Source organism: Pseudomonas sp. TE3899 (assembly GCF_056279105.1).
Genome location: NZ_JBWBQR010000001.1, coordinates 6,342,032 through 6,360,639 on the forward strand (window position 1 = coordinate 6,342,032; position 18,608 = coordinate 6,360,639).

An 18,608-nucleotide genomic window follows, 5' to 3' on the forward strand; every position below is an offset into this window, starting at 1 on the left:
GCTAGCAACTGCTTTTTGAGTTTTTTCCCATGGCCCTCGACATTCACGCCCACCGCATCCTGATCCTCGATTTCGGTTCCCAGTACACCCAGCTGATTGCCCGCCGCGTGCGTGAAATCGGCGTGTACTGCGAACTGCATCCGTTCGACATGGACGACGAAGCGATTCGCGAATTCGCTCCAAAAGGCGTCATTCTCGCCGGCGGCCCCGAGTCCGTGCACGTCGCCGACAGCCCGCGCTGCCCGCAAGCGGTGTTTGACCTGGGCGTACCGGTCTTCGGTATCTGCTACGGCATGCAAACCATGGCTGAACAGCTGGGTGGCAAGGTCGAAGGTTCCGAGCTGCGTGAGTTCGGTTATGCCCGCGTAGACGTGGTCGGCAAAAGCCGCCTGCTCGACGGCATCGAAGACCACATCGACGCCGATGGCCTGTTCGGCCTCGACGTGTGGATGAGCCACGGTGACAAAGTCACCAAGATGCCGCAGGACTTCCACATCCTGGCCAGCACCCCGAGCTGCCCGATTGCCGGCATGTTCGACGACGCTCGCGGCTACTACGGTGTGCAGTTCCACCCGGAAGTGACCCACACCAAGCAGGGCGGTCGCATCCTCTCGCGCTTCATCCTCGACATCTGCGGCTGCGAAGCCCTGTGGACGCCGTCGAAAATCGCCGAAGACGCCATCGCTAACATCCGCGCCCAGGTCGGCACCGACAACGTACTGCTCGGCCTGTCCGGCGGTGTGGATTCCTCGGTGGTTGCCGCGCTGCTGCACAAAGCCATTGGCGACCAGCTGACCTGCGTCTTCGTCGACAACGGCCTGCTGCGTCTGCACGAAGGCGAGCAAGTGATGGCCATGTTCGCCGAGAACATGGGCGTCAAGGTGATCCGCGCCAACGCTGAAGACCAGTTCCTCAACAACCTGGCTGGCGAAAGCGACCCAGAGAAGAAGCGCAAGATCATCGGCCGTACCTTCATCGACGTCTTCGATGCCCAGTCCAACAAACTGGACAACATCAAGTACCTCGCCCAGGGCACCATCTACCCGGACGTGATCGAGTCGGCTGGCGCCAAAAGCGGCAAGGCCCACGTGATCAAGTCGCACCACAACGTGGGTGGCTTGCCGGAAGAGATGAACCTGAAACTGGTCGAGCCGCTGCGCGAACTGTTCAAGGACGAAGTCCGTCGCCTGGGCCTGGAACTCGGCCTGCCGTACGACATGGTCTACCGTCACCCGTTCCCGGGCCCGGGCCTGGGCGTGCGGATCCTTGGTGAAGTGAAGAAGGAATACGCCGACCTGCTGCGTCGCGCCGACCACATCTTCATCGAAGAACTGCGCAAGGCCGACTGGTACCACAAAGTCAGCCAGGCATTCGTGGTGTTCCAGCCAGTGAAATCGGTTGGCGTTGTAGGCGATGGCCGTCGTTACGCCTGGGTCGTGGCCCTGCGTGCCGTGGAAACCATCGACTTCATGACCGCGCGTTGGGCTCACCTGCCTTACGAACTGCTGGAAACCGTTTCCGGCCGCATCATCAATGAAATCGAAGGCATCTCCCGCGTCACTTATGACGTGTCGAGCAAGCCGCCGGCGACGATTGAGTGGGAGTGATCGCGAACAGGCCCTGAGGGCCTGACGCTGTCATGCAAAGGCCGGGTGAACGACGTTCACCCGGCCTTTTTGCATCTCAGGAAACTGCAGGCACGACCCGCAGCGGTTTTGACCAGTTGGCCAGGGTCATGTGGTTGGCGTTCAGGGCGTCCATCAGGTCCAACGGTGTGTCGAACGGCTTGCGATGGATGTCGGGCCAGGTTGGAGCGTCGATGAACAGCTTGTTTTGCGCGTTGGTCTGAATCGGCGTGTAGACCAGCCCGCGGGTGCGGCTGCGGTGAATCAGTTTGAGTTCACCGGAGGCGTTGCTGAGGGTGTAGAGCCCATCGGCGTACAACTGCTCACCGAGCGACTTCTGGCCGGCATGCAGCCAGGGCGTTTCCAGTTGCAGGCGTATGTCGCTGCCGACGGTGACCGGGCCGAGCTGGGTCGTCAGTTGTTGATCAGGCAGGACAAAGTTGGCGACATGTTCTTCAGGCGCCTCGGTGCCCGGATCGACCATGAAGCTTGAACCTTCGCCTTGGGGCACGTCTTCGATACGCAAGCTGATGGCGCCTTCCAGTTCACTGACACCCGGCAATTCACGGTAGGTATTGGTGCTCATCGGGTCCACCAGGGCGACCCAGCGCTCGGTGCTGGCGCTGGGCACATAGCGTTGGATCTGCTGGTGAGTCAGGTAGTTATTGATCCAGCGACGGCTATAGCTGTCGTTCGGCACGTCACCGTTCAGCGGGGAACTGGCCATGCAGTCCAGGGCTTGTACCCGCAGGTTGTTGCGCTGGGCGGTGCGCACCAGTTGCAACAGATTGAAGCGCCCGGAGGGGTCATTGCCCGCCACGCGGTCCGCCGCTTCCAGGGACTGGCGCAGTTCGGTGGACAGGTGGCCGCTGCGATGAAAGGCATCGAGCTCGGCCTGGTCGGTTTCGGTGACCAGGCCCCTGACAAACAGGGTTTTGGCCTGTGCCCTGCTGAAGGCTGGCATGTGTTCGATCAGAAACTGCTTGCTGCCGATACCTCCCGAAGCCTCACCCACGACCAGGCCCGGCGCGTGCTCCAGGACCTGTTCGATGAAGGTGTCGCCATCGAGGTCCGGGGTCAGAGTGGGCAGTTGAGGGCGGGGCGGCAGTGTCCGAGGCGCGCGGAAAAACGCCTGTGCATCGTTGAGCAAGCGTTGGCGTGCGCGGTTGATCTGGCTTTGCCCGCGGCTGATGGGTTGCAGTTGGCCGTCAGCGTCCCGGGCGAGTTTGATGTGCGTCTCGTCGAGGTCCTGCGCCGGCACATCGTAGGCGCTGAATGGCTGCGAGGGTGTAGGGGCGGTTGTGCCCGATGCGCCCGGCGTGAGCGGAGCCTGAGACTCGATCATGCCCCGGGCCTGAAGGGCTTCGTGCAGTTTCTCAAGGGTCTTGAAGTGCTTGCCGTTCAGGCCCGTCCATTCGGACCGATTGAAGAAATAACCGGCCTTATCCTGTTGCAGCAGTGTGCACTTGATCCAACCGTCGCGAGCCCGGCTGACGATCAGCGTTTGTCCCTGTTCTTCAGCGAGTCGGTACATGCCGGGCACAGGCATGCTGGCATCGAGTTTGCGCGCCGCACTGACTTCGACGGGCGTTTCCAACTGCAGGCGCAGGTCGCTCGTGACGGTAGTAGGCGCAGCGCCCATCTGCAGGGTGGTGCGCCCGGGATCCGGCTCTATTCCACGAGCCTCGCCAATCTGCGCATCTTCGATGCGCAGGCCTACCGTGCCTTCCAGTTCGCTCAAACCTGGCACGCCCTTGTAGGTATTGGCATGGCTGTTACCTACCAACGCCACCCATTTGTGGACGCCGCGCGCTGCCTGATCGGCCTCAATGACCCCGCGCGCGAAGAAATTCATCATTGTTTGCCGATAGTTCAGTTCCACACCGAGCAACCCTTTGCTGCGATAACTGGCCGCGCAATCGATGGCTTGCACCCGCAAGTGATTTTTTTGTGCACTCCTGACCACTTCCAGGAAGGTGTACCGGCCGGTGGGGTCAGTGTGGTGGCCCTTGTCTAGCCGCCGCAGGTATTTCTCCAGGTTCTCAGACAGCTTGCCGGTGCGATTGAACAGGTCCAGGTCGGCTTGATGGAAATCCGTCAGCACATGCTCCAGGTACAGCGTCTTGACCTTCTGCTTGGCCAGTAGCGGCATGTTTTCGATCAGGAAACGTTTACTGGCGTCACTCGCATGGTTTTCGCCGATCACCAGGCCGGGGTTGTCCCCGAGCAAGCGCTGGAGAATGACCTTGGGCGGCGCGTCGGCGGCGAACGTCGGTATTTCAGGACGGGCCGGCAGCGGCGGATCGGCGAAAAACGCCCGGGCATCGTCATACAGCCTGTGCCGTAACGCGTTGAAGTCGTCCAGGTCATGGCCGCCTGAGTAACGTTCGTCCAGCTCTTTGAAGTCACCGCCCTGGTTGGCGATGCGTTGCAGGTCGGGCCGCTCGGCTTCGGGGACGTCATAGGCGGTAGCCGGGGTCTCGACCGTCGGCAGGGGCGATGGCGAGCGTCCCCAAGGCTTGAACCCAAACATCGGCTTGCCGCCCTTGAGGCCTGGGCTGGCGACAGTTTCCCAGCGTTTGTATTCGTTCAGGTGCACCGGCACATTGCGGTAGAACGACCAGGGATTCTTCGGGTCAACGATCAGCCAGCCCTTGGCTTCCTTGACGTAACGCACCTGGAAGTGGGCAGACGTGAGGCCTTGGCGCAGGTAGATGTAGGTCTTGCCACTCTGGGTCTCGATGATGCCCTGGCGCTCCCCCGTGCCTTCGCGGGTGTTCTCGGTGATCTCGGCGCGCAGCGATTCCAGGAAGCTGTCTTCCTCGCCCAGCGCCGCCACTCGTTCCGGGGCAATGCTGTGCAGCAGGGGCGGCTCCTCTTCATCAGCGATCTCGGCTCCCAGCCGTTCTTCGCCGGCCACGCTGTCATTGGCCTGGGCGATCTCGGGCAGGCGCTCGCCGGTCTTGAGGAACATCGCGTTGAAGAGTGTGTCGATCACGGCGAATACAGCGCCGGTCACCCCGGACTTGCGCTCGGTGGGTGTCTTGCCGTTGACCGCCTGGTCGATATTCAGCCCGACATTCGCAACGCCGGCCCCTACCGCTGCCAGGGCCACCGGCCAGCCCACCGCCGCCAGCGGACCGAACATCCGCCCGAAGGCATTCAGGTAACCGATCCACAATTTTTTTCGCAGCTCGCCGTTGGAATGCATCATGTAGCCGGCGTCGCTGAGCATGCGCGCGTGGGTCGCGTCACGCAGGTGGGTGAACGGATCGTTGCTGATCCACGCGTCCTGCACGCTGAGCAGGGAGTGGTCGTGGTTTCTCCAGGCGCTGAACAGCAGGTCCAGCACGTGGTTGAGGCCGACGTTTTCGATATGGGGTTCGTGGAAAACCGTGCTGAGCAGATTCGCCACCGGGAAGGCCGCCAGCAACCACTTCCGCGCAGTGGTGAGGCTGGCGGTGTCTTCCATGATGTCGTGGTCGGCCACCTGGAAATGCGCCATGAAACGCTTGCGGTTCTCGGGCTGTTCGACCTGGGACATCACCCACCAGTGCAGGTCCTCGGTGCTGTCGAGTACATGAAAGCCCCAGACCTCGCCGGGCACATAGAGGATCTGCCGCCCCTGCTGGTCGACGATGCACAGGATATCGCTGGCGACATAGTTGCCGACTTTCAAGCGTCGCAGCCGTAAGCCGGTGCCTGGCTGGATGGAGGCATCGAGCATTGGCCGGGTCACCGGCCAACTGACATTGCTGGCGCAGGCCTTGATCACCGTAGCGAAGTTGTCATCCGACAATCGACCGCCCTCGCGGTCCTCGATGGCTTTGGCCAGGAAGGTGCATTTGGCCAGGGTCCTGAACGTGTCGCCCTGCTGGCTCCAGAATGTCTCGGCGCTGGTCCGGAAATGATCGAGGAAGTTGAACGCCCAGAACGCTTTCATCACCTGGCTGCCGAACAGCTTGACCTCATTGGTCTGGTCGTAGACCCCGACATCGGGCCCTGCGGTGTAGAAGCCGCAGTCGTTGTCGAGCAGGTCGGCGTTGTCCTGATCGTGCACGGTGAAGCGGGTGATCACCAGTTGCGTCAGGGTCATGGAGTCGTAGGGGTGTTCCAGGTGCTCCCAGCCGGTGAATGTCTTGTCGTTGCTTTGGGAGCCGTGAAAGCGGTGCCAGTAGACCTGATCGGGTTTCAGCGTGGTGATGCCATGGTCATTGAGGATGCGCGTGGCGAAGGTGGTCGCCATGTCATACAGGTCGGGGCAGGCGTCGATCAGCGCCGGGACCAGCGCCTTGAGTGCCTTCGCATCGGCGGAGCCGGGCAACTCGGGGGCGTGAGAAACGGGGGGCGTTGCAAGCATGTCTATCTTCCTTGACAGGTGTTTTTCACCCTCACTATCCCAAGGAAGAGGCAATAAAGCTGTCGGATCCGGCGCTGTTTATTGCAGGCTCCGGTCGACCTGAAGCAGGGAATACAACCGTTGACCTTGTACGAATCAGCGCCGCGCCACGTCCGAAAAGTAGAACTTATCCAGCGTATGCCGCGATTCGGTGTATTCGAACTGCCGCCCATCCTGCAAAAACGTCTGGTTACTGACCACGATCACATGGCTCTGGCCATCCAGATCCAATAGCAACTGATCGTCCTTGCCCCGGGGCACCGCTTCGATGGTGCGCTGGGCATAGGCGATTTGCAGTTGCAGGGTCTGTTCGATGAAGGCGTAGATCGAGTGTTCGGCGATTTCGCGGGACAGGCCGGGAATCACGTCGCTGACGAAATGGTTGATGTCGAGGATCACCCGCTTGCCGTCGATCCGCCGCACGCGTTTGATCCGTGTGATCAGGCTGCCTGCCTCGGCCTTGATGTGCTCCAGCAGCGCGCCCTCAAGCGGTATCTGATCAAACTCGACCACTTCGGTGCTGACGTCGTTGCCCAGGCGTGGATAGGTTTCCTGGAAGCTGACGATGCCTCCCAATTGAAACTCGATCGGGTTGGTCGACAGCACAAAGGTGCCTTTACCGTGGACTTTCTGCGCGAAGCCACGCTCCTGTAACTGCTCGATGGCCTTGCGCACGGTGCCGCGACTCGCCTGGTAGCTGTCCATCAGTTCGGTTTCGGAGGGCAACCGCGCGCCACGTTCCAGACGTTCGGTGGTGATGCTGGCAAGCAGATCGGTGTAGATCTGGTTGTATTTACTCATGGGATGGCTCTATGCCGCGCTGTGCTCAAGGTTTTGAACCTTAAGGGCAGGGTAGGCAATTGTCCATGCGGCAATAGGTTTCTTTGACTTTGTGGGTAGGAAATTTCGCCGCCGGCCGGCGCCGGGATAAACAAAATCAAACTCGTCTGTACGAGTTGTTGCTTTAACTCGTACAGACGAGTACTTTTCGTTTCGGCGTGCTGCCAATAACAAAAAACTACAGCGGAAGATCAAGCATGAGCCACGACTATCCGAATATCGCCAGCGAGCTGCTTGTCAGCCTCGGTGGCAGCGACAACCTTGAGCAGGCCGCGCACTGCGTGACGCGTTTGCGCCTGGCCCTCAAGGACCCGAGCCTGGTCAACAGCGCCACGCTGAACCAGATTGATCTGGTCAAAGGCTCGTTCTTCACCGGTGGCCTGTTCCAGGTGGTGATCGGCCCCGGCGAAGTGGAAAAGGTCTACGCCGAATTGCGCCGGCAAACCGGTCTTGCCGCGTCGACCATCGCCGACGTTAAACAAAAGAGCGCGGACAAGATCAACGCCATGCAGCGTCTGGTACGGGTGTTTTCCGATGTGTTCATGCCGATCCTGCCGGCACTGATCATTGCCGGCCTGCTGATGGGCATCAACAACCTGATCGGCGCCAAGGGCATGTTCATCGAGGGCAAGACCCTGCTGGATGCGTATCCGAGCCTGGATGGCATCTGGAGCCTGATCAACCTGATGGCCAACACCTCGTTTGTATTCTTGCCGGCGCTGGTGGGCTGGTCGGCGGCCAAGCGCTTTGGCGGCAGCGAAATCCTCGGCATCGTGCTCGGCCTGATGCTGGTACACCCGGACCTGCTCAACGCCTGGAACTACGGTAAAGCGGTGGCCGGGCTCGACGGTCAGAGCCTGCCGTACTTCGATATTTTCGGCTGGTTCAAGATCGAGAAGGTTGGCTACCAGGGGCAGATCCTGCCGATCCTGCTGGCGGCCTACGTGATGAGCGTCATCGAGAAATGGCTGCGGGCGCGGGTGCCGAATGCCGTGCAATTGCTGGTGGTGCCGATCACCACCATCGTTGTCACCGGTGTGTTGGCGCTGGCGGTGATTGGTCCGGTAACCCGGCACCTCGGCATCCTGATCACCGAAGGCGTGGTCACTCTGTTTGACCTGGCGCCGATGGTGGGCGGGGCGATCTTTGGTCTGCTCTATGCGCCACTGGTGATCACCGGCATGCACCACATGTTCCTCGCCGTGGACTTGCAGCTTATTTCGACCCAGGGCGGCACCTTCATCTGGCCGATGATCGTCATGTCCAACCTCGCCCAGGGCAGCGCGGCACTGGCGGTGTTCTACATGACCCGCAACGTGCGGGACAAAAGCATGGCCTCGACCTCGGCGATTTCCGCTTACTTCGGCATCACCGAACCGGCGATGTTCGGCGTCAACCTGCGCTACAAATTCCCGTTTTATTCGGCGCTGATCGGCTCGGCCCTGGGCTGCATCTTCCTGTCGATGAACAAGGTCCAGGCCTCGGCGATTGGCGTCGGCGGCTTGCCCGGTTTTATCTCGATCATTCCGCAATTCATCCCGACGTTCGTGATCGGAATGATCATCGCGATGGTTGTGCCGTTTGTTTTGACCTGTGGGTTGAGCATGAAGATTGTCCGGCCGGGGTTTCGGGTTGCCTGACAGATCGCCTTCGCGGGCAAGCCTCGCTCCTACAGGGTTACGCATTCCAATGTAGGAGCGAGGCTTGCCCGCGAAGGGGCCCTCAAGGCCAATACACAACCAATTGAAGGAACTCAGCCATGCAAAACTGGCAACGTTCGGTGATCTACCAGATCTACCCGAAAAGCTTTCACAGCCACGCCGGCAACCCGACCGGGGATTTGCTCGGCGTCGTGGCCAAGCTCGACTACCTGCACTGGCTGGGTGTCGATTGCCTGTGGATCACACCGTTCCTGCGTTCGCCCCAGCGCGACAACGGCTACGACATCAGCGATTACTACGCCATCGACCCGAGTTACGGGACCATGGCTGATTGCGAATTGCTGATTGCCGAGGCCGGCAAACGCGGGATCAAGTTGATGCTCGACATCGTGGTCAACCACACCTCGGTCGAGCACGAATGGTTCCAGCAGGCCCGCAGCAGTCTCGACAACCCGTACCGCGACTTCTATATCTGGCGCGACCAGCCGAACAACTGGGAATCCAAGTTCGGTGGTTCGGCCTGGGAGTACGAGGCCCAGACCGGCCAGTACTTCCTGCACCTGTTCGACCACACCCAGGCCGACCTCAATTGGGACAACCCCAAGGTGCGCGCCGAAGTGTTCAAGATGATGCGGTTCTGGCGTGACAAAGGCGTGGGCGGTTTCCGTCTGGACGTGATCAACCTGATCTCCAAACCCGCGGACTTCCCCGAGGACAACAGCGACGGTCGCCGCTTCTACACCGACGGCCCGAACGTCCACGAGTACTTGCAGCAGATGCACCGCGAAGTGTTTGAAGGCCACGACCTGATCAACGTCGGCGAGATGTCTTCCACCAGCCTTGAGCACTGCATTCGCTACTCGCGACCGGAGTCGAAAGAACTGTCGATGACCTTCAATTTCCATCACTTGAAGGTCGATTACCCGAACCTGCAAAAGTGGATTCGCGCCGACTTCGACTTCCTGCAACTCAAGCGCATCCTCTCTGATTGGCAGACCGGCATGCAGGCCGGCGGTGGCTGGAATGCGTTGTTCTGGTGTAACCACGATCAGCCGCGCGTGGTGTCGCGTTTTGGTCACGACGGCGAGCATCGGGTGGTGTCGGCGAAGATGCTCGGCACCGCGTTGCACTTCCTCCAGGGCACGCCGTTTGTGTACCAGGGCGAAGAGCTGGGGATGACCAATCCGGGCTTCGATCACATCGATCAGTACCGCGATGTCGAGACCCTGAACATCCATCGCCTCCAGCGCGATGCCGGGGTCAGCGATGCCGACAACATGGCGGCGATCATGCAGAAATCCCGGGACAACGGCCGCACCCCGATGCACTGGAATGCCGAGCCGAACGCCGGTTTCAGCGTCGCCGAGCCGTGGATCAGCGTGCCGGCCAACGCCGCGCAGATCAACGTCGCCAGCCAGTTCGACGACCCGGAATCGGTGCTGCATCACTACCGCCGGTTGATCGCGTTGCGTCGCAACGAAGCGCTGATGTCCGACGGTGTGTACCGGCAATTGCTGCCTGAACACACGCAAGTCTGGGCCTACACAAGGGAGGGCCAGGATGAGCGATTGCTGGTGTTGAACAACTTCTACGGCACAACCTGTGAAGTTGAATTGCCGGATGAAGTGCTCAGCGAAGGGATGTCGCAACGGCTGGTGATCAGCAATTACCCGGACTGTCCGCCGCGCAATCGGCAGGTGTTTCTACGGCCCTTTGAGTCGTTCGTGCTGCACCTGACTAACCACTAAAAAAACACCGGTTTTAAAAACACGCAGAACACTGCGCGGGGGAGTTTTGCGCGCCGTTTTTGCTGCAGCACACAATAAAAATAATGGGGTAGCACATGAAAACAACAATAAATCGCAGCCTTGTAGCAGCAGGCGTGTGCCTGGCTTTACCACTTTCGGCCCAGGCGCTGGAGTTCGGCGGGTACGTGCGTAGCGGCGTCGGGACCTCGACGAACAGTGGCAAACAACAATGTTTTCAACTGCCGGGCGCACAGACCAAATACCGTTTGGGCAACGAATGCGAACAGTATGCCGAACTGGAATTACGCCAGGATTTGTACACCCTGGATGACGGCTCGGTGGTCAGCGTCGATGGCATGGCATCGCTGTATAACCAGTACGACAAGGACCTGACGTTCAATGGCGACAACGGTTCGGTGCGCATGCCGCAGCTGTACGCGCAATGGTCGAACATGCCGAGCCTCAACGGCGGTTCGCTGTGGGCCGGCCGGCGTTATTACAAGCGCAACGATATCCACATTTCCGACTTCTACTATTGGAACCAGAGCGCCACGGGCGGCGGTATCGAGGACGTGCTGATCGGCGATCTGAAATACAGCTATGCCTATTCGCGCAAGGACAACCTGTACCAGAAGGACTACATCAACCGGCATGACTTCAACGTCGCCGGGTTCGACACCAACCCCGGCGGCGAGCTGGAACTGGGCCTGAGCTACATCGACAAACCCGACAGCCGCGACGCGCACCGTGGCTGGGCCGTTACCGCCCAGCATGTGCAGAAAGGCTTTCTCGGCGGCAAGAACAAACTGGCCTTCCAATACGGCGAAGGCCCCGGCACCGGGTTGGGTTATACCGGTGACGTGAAGCTCGACGACCGCAATAAAAGCTATCGGGTGGTCGAGTTTTTCGACTGGCAGGTGACGCCACGCTTCGGCGGGCAGATCGAGGCGGTGTATCAGAAAGACATACGCCCGGACGGCGCCGACCAGAACTGGTTGTCCCTCGGCGTGCGCCCGGCCTATGCGATCACCGAGCAGTTCAAACTGGTGACCGAACTGGGTCACGATCAGGTCGAGGCTCCCGGCGGGACGCGCAAGTTGAGCAAGTTCACCTTCGCCCCGACCTGGTCGCCCAAGGGCCCGGAATTCTGGGCGCGCCCCGAAGTGCGCCTGTATTACACCTATGCGAGCTGGAACGAGGCGGCCAAGCGGGCGGCCAATGAACTGGCGGCGGGCTCGGCGTTGTCCGACAGCGGCGCCTTCGGCACGGCGCGCCACGGTTCGAATGTCGGAATGCAGGTCGAATACTGGTGGAAATAAACGCATAACCTCGTAGGAACTGCCGAAGGCTGCGATCTTTTGATCTTTCGCTCCAGACTCAAGCGAGTCCAGGAGAAAAGATCGCAGCCTTCAGCCGCTCCTACGGGTATCGCAGCGTCTTTTAAAAGAACAAAACAGCAGGTGACGTCATGGCCACACTCCAACATTTGCAACTGCATGCGCCGCTATCTGGCGTATTGATGCCGCTGGATCAGGTACCCGATCCAGTGTTCTCCAGTCGCGTGATCGGCGATGGCCTGTGCATCGATCCGACGTCCAATACCTTGTGTGCACCACTGGCCGGGATCATCAGCAATGTGCAGGCCAGCGGCCATGCCGTCAGCATCACCGATGAAAACGGCGTGCAGGTGTTGATGCACATCGGCCTCGACACGGTGAACCTGGCGGGGAAGGGGTTTACCCGGTTGGTTGAAGAGGGCGAGCAGGTCGATATCGGGCAGTCGCTGATCGAGTTCGATGCCGATTACATCGCCTTGCATGCACGCAGTCTGTTGACCTTGATGCTGGTGGTCAGCGGTGAACCGTTCACCTGGCTGGTGCCCGAAACGGGCGTGGTCGACAGTGGCCAGCCATTGTTGGGCGTGCACAGCACCGGGCAAACGATGGATGAAGGGTTGCCGGAGGAAGGCCTGGCGCTGTTCTCCAAACCGGTGACGCTAGCCAACCCGAACGGCTTGCACGCCCGCCCGGCGGCGGTGTTCGCCCAGGCTGCCAAACAGTTTTCCGCGAGCATTTTCCTGCACAAGCAGCAGGACAGCGTGAACGCCAAATCCCTGGTGGCGATCATGACGTTGCAGACCGCCCACGGCGATGTGGTGCAAGTCAGCGCGGCGGGCCCGGATGCTGAAGCGGCGATCACGACATTGACCGAGCTGTTGATCAAGGGCTGTGGTGAAGCCGGCGCGGCCTCGACCCAGGTTGACGCGAAGGAAACCGAGACCCCGACGCTGAACGTGTTGCGCGGCGTGTGTGCCTCCGCCGGATCGGCGTTTGGCCAAGTGGTGCAGATCGCCGAGCAAACACTGCAAGTCATTGAGCTCGGCACCACACCGCTGGAGGAACACGATCACCTGGCCCAGGGCCTGGCCGAAGCGCAGGCGTCCCTGCAACAGTTACGCGACAACGCCAGGGGCATCGCACAAGCAGACATCTTCAAGGCGCATCAGGAACTGCTCGAAGACCCGACTTTGCTGGGAGTGGCGCAGGGGCTGATCGATGAAGGCAAAAGCGCGGCGTTCGCCTGGCGCGCGGCCACCGAGGCGACGGCCACTTTGTTCAAGGGCATGGGCAACGCCCTGCTGGCGGAGCGGGCGGCGGATCTGGCGGATGTCGGGCAACGGGTGCTCAAACGGATCCTCGGCGTGGAGGACAGCGCTCTGGAATTGCCGGACGGCGCCATCCTGATCGCTGAACAACTGACCCCCTCCCAGACCGCCGGGCTCGACACCCGCAAGGTGCTGGGCTTCGCCACGGTGGGCGGTGGCGCCACCAGCCACGTCGCGATTCTGGCCCGCGCCGCTGGCCTGCCGGCGATTTGCGGGTTACCGGTGCAAGTGCTGACGCTGACCAATGGCACCCAGGTGCTGCTCGACGCCGACAAGGGCGAACTGCACCTCGACCCGGACCTGGCCGCCATCGAGCAACTGCAAGCCAACCGCCAGCAACGGCAGAAACGCCATCAACATGAACTGGCCCACGCCGCGCTCCCCGCGTGTACCCGCGACGGGCATCACATCGAGGTCACGGCCAACGTCGCCTCGCTGGCGGAAACCGAGCAAGCCATGACGTTGGGCGGCGAAGGTGTTGGGCTGTTGCGTTCGGAGTTTCTGTATCTGGACCGCAACCACGCGCCAAGCCACGACGAACAGGCGTCCACTTACAGCGCCATCGCCCGCGCCCTGGGGCCGAATCGCAATCTGGTGGTGCGCACTTTGGATGTCGGCGGCGACAAACCGCTGGCCTATGTACCGATGGACAGCGAAACCAACCCGTTCCTCGGCATGCGCGGGATTCGCCTGTGCCTGGAGCGTCCGCAACTGCTGCGGGATCAGTTCAAGGCGATCCTGAGCAGCGCCGGACTGGCCCGTTTGCACATCATGTTGCCAATGGTCGCGCAGCTCTCGGAATTGCGTCTGGCCCGGCAACTGCTGGAAGAAGAGGCGCTGGCGCTGGGGCTCACGGAACTGCCGAAGCTGGGGATCATGATCGAAGTGCCCGCAGCGGCATTGATGGCGGACCTGTTTGCGCCCGAGGTGGATTTCTTCTCCATCGGTACCAACGACCTGACCCAATACACCCTGGCCATGGACCGCGATCACCCGCGCCTGGCCAGTCAGGCCGACAGCTTTCACCCGTCGGTCCTGCGCCTGATAGCCGGCACCGTCAAAGCGGCCCATGCCCACGGCAAATGGGTGGGTGTGTGCGGGGCGTTGGCTTCTGAAACCCTGGCGACCCCGTTGTTGCTGGGGCTTGGCGTGGATGAGCTGTCGGTGAGCGTGCCGCTGATTCCAGCCGTCAAAGCGGCGGTGCGCGAAGTGGATCTGGCGGATTGCCAGGCCATCGCCCAGCAAGTGCTGGGGCTGGAAAGCGCCGAGCAAGTGCGCGAGGCGTTGCGCCTGTACCACGAGGCCACGGTCGATACTTCATTGGTTCTGGAGAACTGAGCATGTTCGAGAAAATGCAGCGGGCGTTCTGGAAAGCGTTGACCCCGGATCTGGTGGCCGATGAGCCCAAGCAGGTGGTTAAACCGGTTGCAGGTTTGGCCGGGGATATCGTGGCCGCATTGGGCGGGGTGGATAACCTCAAGTCGCAGCAGCCTGTGGCGCTGACCCGGGTGCGGGTGGAGTTGCGGGATGTGGGGCGGGTGGATCGGCAGGCGTTGAATCGGGCGGGGGTGCCCGGCGTCATGCTGCTGGATGGCGGCGTGATGCACCTGATCACCGGCCTTAAACCATAACCGATCACCTGTGGCGAGGGAGCTTGCTCCCGCTCGGCTGCGAAGCAGTCGCAAAACCATCAGACGAGGAGTGTCTAATAAAACTCGATTGCAGGTTTTAGGGCCGCTTCGCGCCCCAGCGGGAGCAAGCTCCCTCGCCACAGATGCTTTGCCAGCCATGATGCCCCTGTGTCCCATTGCCGCCCCACCCTTACTGTTTCTCAACCGCAGGTGTATCGTATTCGCCTTTTGCGGGCCTCTGGCCTGTCGCTGATACGTGAGGTAGTTGAGTTCATGTCCTTTACCCGTCGACAAATACTCGGTGGTCTGGCCGGTCTTGTGGTGGTTGGCGTGGGGGCCGGTGGCGCGTCGCGTTACTGGCTGGGCAAGATGGCCGACGCCGATGCGGGCCACGACTACGAACTGATCGCCGCGCCGCTGGACGTCGAGTTGGTGGCCGGGCACAAGACCCAAGCCTGGGCGTTCGGCCCGTCGGCGCCGGGCACCGAGTTGCGCGTGCGTCAGGGCGAATGGCTGCGGGTGCGTTTCATCAATCACCTGCCGGTCGCCACCACCATTCACTGGCACGGCATCCGCCTGCCGCTGGAAATGGACGGCGTGCCCTACGTCTCGCAGCTTCCGGTGTTGCCGGGGGAATACTTCGACTACAAATTCCGCGTGCCGGACGCCGGCAGCTACTGGTATCACCCGCACGTGAACAGCAGCGAAGAACTCGGCCGTGGCCTGGTTGGTCCGTTGATCATCGAAGAGCGCGAGCCCACCGGTTTCAAGTACGAAAAGACCCTGAGCCTCAAGAGCTGGCACGTCGATGAAGAAGGCGCGTTCGTCGCCTTCAGCATTCCTCGCGAAGCGGCTCGTGGCGGCACGGCGGGGCGGCTGTCGACGATCAATGGCGTGCCTCAAGCGGTGATCGACCTGCCCGCCGGGCAAATCACCCGCGTGCGCCTCCTCAACCTCGACAACACCCTGACCTATCGCCTCAATATTCCCGGCGTCGAAGCGCAGATCTATGCGCTGGACGGCAACCCCATCGAACCGCGCCCGCTGGGCAAGGAATACTGGCTCGGCCCTGGCATGCGTATCTGCCTGGCGATCAAGGCGCCGCCGGCCGGTGAAGAGCTATCCTTGCGCAACGGGCCGGTGCGCCTGGGCACGTTGCGTTCGGTGGCCAACAGCGACACCCCGACCCAATGGCCGCCCGCGCTGCCCGCCAACCCGGTGGCCGAGCCGGACCTGGCCAATGCCGAGAAACTCAACTTCAATTTCGAATGGGTGGGCTCGGTGTCGGTCAACGTCGACAACGGCAAGCCGCCAAGCCTGTGGCAGATCAACGGCAAGGCCTGGGACATTACCGACAAGACCTGCGCCGACCGCCCGATTGCCAAGCTTGAGAAGGGCAAGAGCTACATTTTCGAATTGAAGAACATGACCCAATACCAGCACCCGATTCACCTGCACGGCATGAGCTTCAAGGTGATTGCCTCGAACCGGCACAAGGTCATCCCGTACTTCACCGACACCTACCTGCTGGGCAAGAACGAGCGCGCGCAAGTGGCGTTGGTGGCGGATAACCCGGGCGTCTGGATGTTTCACTGCCATGTGATCGACCACATGGAAACCGGCCTGATGGCCGCCATCGAGGTGGCGTGATGCGCCAGATTCGTCCTGCGGCAATCATCGACCGCAGCCGCGATCAGGATTTCATGCGCGAAGCCCTGGCCCTCGCCGCCCAGGGCGCGGCCCTTGGCGAAGTGCCGGTGGGCGCGGTGCTGGTGCAGGACGGGGAAATCATCGGTCGCGGCTTCAACTGCCCGATCAGCGGCCACGACCCCAGCGCCCACGCGGAAATGGTCGCGATCCGCGCCGCCGCCCTGGCCGCCAGCAACTATCGCCTGCCCGGCAGCACCCTCTACGTGACTCTGGAGCCGTGCAGCATGTGCGCCGGCCTGATCGTGCATTCGCGGATCGCGCGGGTGGTGTACGGCGCCCTGGAGCCCAAGGCCGGGATTGTGCAGAGCCAGGGGCAGTTTTTTACCCAGGGTTTCTTGAATCACCGAGTGTTGTTTGAAGGCGGGGTGTTGGCGCAGGAGTGTGGCGCGGTGCTTAGCGAGTTTTTCAAGGCCCGAAGAGCCAGCAGGGACTGATCGTTCCCACGCTCTGCGTGGGAATGCCGCCCGGGACGCTCCGCGTCCCTTCGCGGGCGTGACGCAGAGCGTCACAGGATGCATTCCCACGCAGAGCGTGGGAACGATCAGGGGCGGGGGGAATTAGATTGGCTTGCGAGCGACAATCACCGCGCGCATCGGCGCCGGCAATCCTTCAATCGTTTTGCTGTGATCCTCGGGATCAAGGAAATCGCTCAACGACTGATACTTCATCCACTCCGTCCCACGCTGTTCCTCGACGGTGGTCACGCTGACATCCACGCAACGAACCTCGGTAAACCCGGCCCGGCGCAGCCACAACTCCAGCGCCGGCACCGACGGCAGGAACCACACGTTGCGCATCTGCGCATAACGATCTTCCGGCACCAAAACCTGCTGCTGATCACCTTCGATCACCAGCGTCTCCAGCACCAGTTCGCCGCCCTTGACCAGGCAATCCTTTAGCGCCAGCAAGTGCTCGATCGGCGAACGACGGTGGTAGAACACGCCCATGGAAAACACGGTGTCGAAGCCTTCCATGTTTGGCGGCAGGTCTTCGAAGGGAAACGGCAGGTGCCAGGCGTTGGGTTCGGACAAGTAGCGCTGCACGGCCTGGAACTGGCAGAAGAACAACCAGTTCGGGTCAACACCAATCACGCTGTCGGCCCCGGCGCCGAGCATGCGCCACATGTAGTAACCGTTGCCGCAGCCGACATCGAGGATGCGTTTGCCCTTCAAATCCAGGTGCGGTGCAACCCGCGACCATTTCCAGTCCGAGCGCCACTCGGTGTCGACGTGCACGCCGAACAGGTCGAACGGGCCTTTGCGCCACGGCGACAACCCCATCAGCGCGGTACGCATCTGCGCGCGGGTTTCGTCGTCGCAATCGGTGTCCAGAGTCAGGCCGTTGAGCAGGTCGACTTCACTCGGCTGGATCTTCGGCAGGGCGTCCAGCGCACTTTGCCAGCGCTCCAGGTCGCCATGGCCCTTCTCCATTTTCTTGTCGAGTTGTGCTTGCAGGGTGTTGGCCCAATCGGCCAGCGGCGTGCCGGCCAGACGGCGGGCGAGGGGAGACAGATCAATCATGGCAAGGCAATCAACGAGGCAAAGTTAAGACACTGGAACCACGGCACGACTTTCGAGAACCCGGCGGCCAACAGGCGTTCGCGGTGTTCTTCGAGGCTGTCGGGCTTCATGACGTTTTCGATGGCGCTGCGCTTCTGGGCGATTTCCAGTTCGCTGTAGCCGTTGGCGCGTTTGAACGCGACGTGCAAGTCGGTGAGCAACGCGTGTTCTTCCGGATCGTTGAAGCGCAGCTTCTCCGACAGGATCAACGCACCGCCCGGCAACAACGACTGGCGGATGCGCGAGAGCAACGCGGTGCGCTGGTCCGGGGCGATGAATTGCAGGGTGAAGTTCAGCGCCACCACCGAGGCCGGCTGGAATTGCAGCGCGAGGATGTCGCCTTCGATCACTTCCACCGGCAGCAGCTCCTGGAACATCGAGTCCTGGCCGTTGAGGTATTCGCGGCAGCGCTCGACCATCGCCGCCGAGTTATCCACAGCGATCACCCGGCAACCGTCGGTGCGCACATGACGGCGCAGGGCCTGGGTCACGGCGCCGAGGGACGAGCCGAGGTCGTAGAGCACGCTGTTGGGCTGGGCAAACTGCGCGGCGAGTACGCCGAGGTTTTCGACGATGGTCGGATAACCCGGCACCGAGCGCTTGATCATGTCCGGGAACACCCGCACCACGTCCTCGTTAAAGGCGAAGTCAGGCACCTGGGCCAAAGGCTGGGCGAAAAGGCGATCGGGTTCTTTGCTCACGGCGGTTCCAGCGGCGTAGGTGGAAAAGGCCGGCATTTTAGCCAAATTGACCGGGGGATGCGCGGGTTG

Annotated in this window: 12 protein-coding genes; 8 read left to right on the top strand and 4 right to left on the bottom strand. The window is 61.4% G+C overall.

Annotated features, from left to right (window positions below):
• Positions 1-29 precede the first annotated feature (29 nt).
• The gene (gene guaA, locus ACZ89E_RS28925; protein WP_123410248.1) at positions 30-1,607 is read left to right on the top strand and encodes a glutamine-hydrolyzing GMP synthase; all 1,578 of its coding nucleotides are present in this window, start codon (positions 30-32) and stop codon (positions 1,605-1,607) included.
• A 76-nt stretch (positions 1,608-1,683) separates the two neighbouring features.
• Here the strand turns inward: guaA and ACZ89E_RS28930 are convergent, their stop codons facing one another.
• Together ACZ89E_RS28930 and treR are read right to left on the bottom strand one after the other, a co-directional pair.
• A complete protein-coding gene (locus ACZ89E_RS28930) occupies positions 1,684-5,985 on the bottom strand; it encodes a membrane-targeted effector domain-containing toxin (RefSeq protein WP_476256868.1) in 4,302 nt (1,433 codons plus the stop codon).
• A 135-nt stretch (positions 5,986-6,120) separates the two neighbouring features.
• Positions 6,121-6,825, bottom strand: a complete 705-nt coding sequence (gene treR, locus ACZ89E_RS28935; protein WP_476256869.1) for a trehalose operon repressor — start codon at positions 6,823-6,825, stop codon at positions 6,121-6,123.
• Between the two features lie 236 nt (positions 6,826-7,061).
• Here treR and treP point away from each other — a divergent pair, with 236 nt between their 5' ends.
• The 7 genes from treP to tadA all read left to right on the top strand — a co-directional run bounded on the left by treP (position 7,062) and on the right by tadA (position 16,713).
• Positions 7,062-8,504, top strand: coding sequence for a PTS system trehalose-specific EIIBC component (treP, locus tag ACZ89E_RS28940; RefSeq protein ID WP_463258390.1), 1,443 nt, complete (start codon positions 7,062-7,064; stop codon positions 8,502-8,504).
• 119 nt (positions 8,505-8,623) lie between these two features.
• Positions 8,624-10,273 carry an alpha,alpha-phosphotrehalase gene (gene treC / locus ACZ89E_RS28945; protein ID WP_476256870.1) on the top strand — a complete coding sequence of 550 codons (1,650 nt, stop codon included), beginning with the start codon at positions 8,624-8,626 and terminating at the stop codon, positions 10,271-10,273.
• Positions 10,274-10,368: 95 nt separating this feature from the next.
• Positions 10,369-11,592, top strand: a complete 1,224-nt coding sequence (locus ACZ89E_RS28950) for a maltoporin (protein WP_149658059.1) — start codon at positions 10,369-10,371, stop codon at positions 11,590-11,592.
• 149 nt (positions 11,593-11,741) lie between these two features.
• On the top strand, positions 11,742-14,276 hold the full coding sequence (gene ptsP / locus ACZ89E_RS28955; protein ID WP_476256871.1) for a phosphoenolpyruvate--protein phosphotransferase: 2,535 nt from the start codon (positions 11,742-11,744) through the stop codon (positions 14,274-14,276).
• A 2-nt stretch (positions 14,277-14,278) separates the two neighbouring features.
• Entirely contained in the window at positions 14,279-14,569 is a 291-nt protein-coding gene (locus tag ACZ89E_RS28960) for a PTS sugar transporter subunit IIB (protein WP_463258387.1), read from the top strand.
• A gap of 273 nt (positions 14,570-14,842) precedes the next feature.
• The gene (locus ACZ89E_RS28965) at positions 14,843-16,219 is read left to right on the top strand and encodes a multicopper oxidase family protein (protein ID WP_476256872.1); all 1,377 of its coding nucleotides are present in this window, start codon (positions 14,843-14,845) and stop codon (positions 16,217-16,219) included.
• On the top strand, positions 16,219-16,713 hold the full coding sequence (gene tadA, locus ACZ89E_RS28970) for a tRNA adenosine(34) deaminase TadA (protein WP_149658055.1): 495 nt from the start codon (positions 16,219-16,221) through the stop codon (positions 16,711-16,713). The genes ACZ89E_RS28965 and tadA overlap by 1 nt, the downstream gene beginning before the upstream one ends.
• 123 nt (positions 16,714-16,836) lie before the next feature.
• On the opposite strand, the gene cmoB is transcribed toward tadA, so the two are convergent.
• Together cmoB and cmoA are read right to left on the bottom strand one after the other, a co-directional pair.
• Positions 16,837-17,799: a tRNA 5-methoxyuridine(34)/uridine 5-oxyacetic acid(34) synthase CmoB gene (cmoB, locus tag ACZ89E_RS28975; RefSeq protein WP_149658054.1), complete on the bottom strand. Its 963-nt coding sequence runs from the start codon at positions 17,797-17,799 to the stop codon at positions 16,837-16,839.
• Positions 17,796-18,575, bottom strand: coding sequence for a carboxy-S-adenosyl-L-methionine synthase CmoA (gene cmoA / locus ACZ89E_RS28980; RefSeq protein WP_253436962.1), 780 nt, complete (start codon positions 18,573-18,575; stop codon positions 17,796-17,798). The genes cmoB and cmoA overlap by 4 nt, the downstream gene beginning before the upstream one ends.
• Positions 18,576-18,608: the final 33 nt, after the last annotated feature.

Excerpts from the sequence above, each read along its gene's own strand:
- guaA (WP_123410248.1), top strand. The coding sequence starts at position 30 with ATGGCCCTCGACATTCACGCCCACCGCATCCTGATCCTCGATTTCGGT.
- ACZ89E_RS28930 (WP_476256868.1), bottom strand. The coding sequence starts at position 5,985 with ATGCTTGCAACGCCCCCCGTTTCTCACGCCCCCGAGTTGCCCGGCTCC.
- treP (WP_463258390.1), top strand. The coding sequence starts at position 7,062 with ATGAGCCACGACTATCCGAATATCGCCAGCGAGCTGCTTGTCAGCCTC.
- ACZ89E_RS28950 (WP_149658059.1), top strand. The coding sequence starts at position 10,369 with ATGAAAACAACAATAAATCGCAGCCTTGTAGCAGCAGGCGTGTGCCTG.
- cmoA (WP_253436962.1), bottom strand. The coding sequence starts at position 18,575 with ATGCCGGCCTTTTCCACCTACGCCGCTGGAACCGCCGTGAGCAAAGAA.
- ACZ89E_RS28960 (WP_463258387.1), top strand. The coding sequence starts at position 14,279 with ATGTTCGAGAAAATGCAGCGGGCGTTCTGGAAAGCGTTGACCCCGGAT.
- ptsP (WP_476256871.1), top strand. The coding sequence starts at position 11,742 with ATGGCCACACTCCAACATTTGCAACTGCATGCGCCGCTATCTGGCGTA.
- treC (WP_476256870.1), top strand. The coding sequence starts at position 8,624 with ATGCAAAACTGGCAACGTTCGGTGATCTACCAGATCTACCCGAAAAGC.
- ACZ89E_RS28965 (WP_476256872.1), top strand. The coding sequence starts at position 14,843 with ATGTCCTTTACCCGTCGACAAATACTCGGTGGTCTGGCCGGTCTTGTG.
- treR (WP_476256869.1), bottom strand. The coding sequence starts at position 6,825 with ATGAGTAAATACAACCAGATCTACACCGATCTGCTTGCCAGCATCACC.
- cmoB (WP_149658054.1), bottom strand. The coding sequence starts at position 17,799 with ATGATTGATCTGTCTCCCCTCGCCCGCCGTCTGGCCGGCACGCCGCTG.
- tadA (WP_149658055.1), top strand. The coding sequence starts at position 16,219 with ATGCGCCAGATTCGTCCTGCGGCAATCATCGACCGCAGCCGCGATCAG.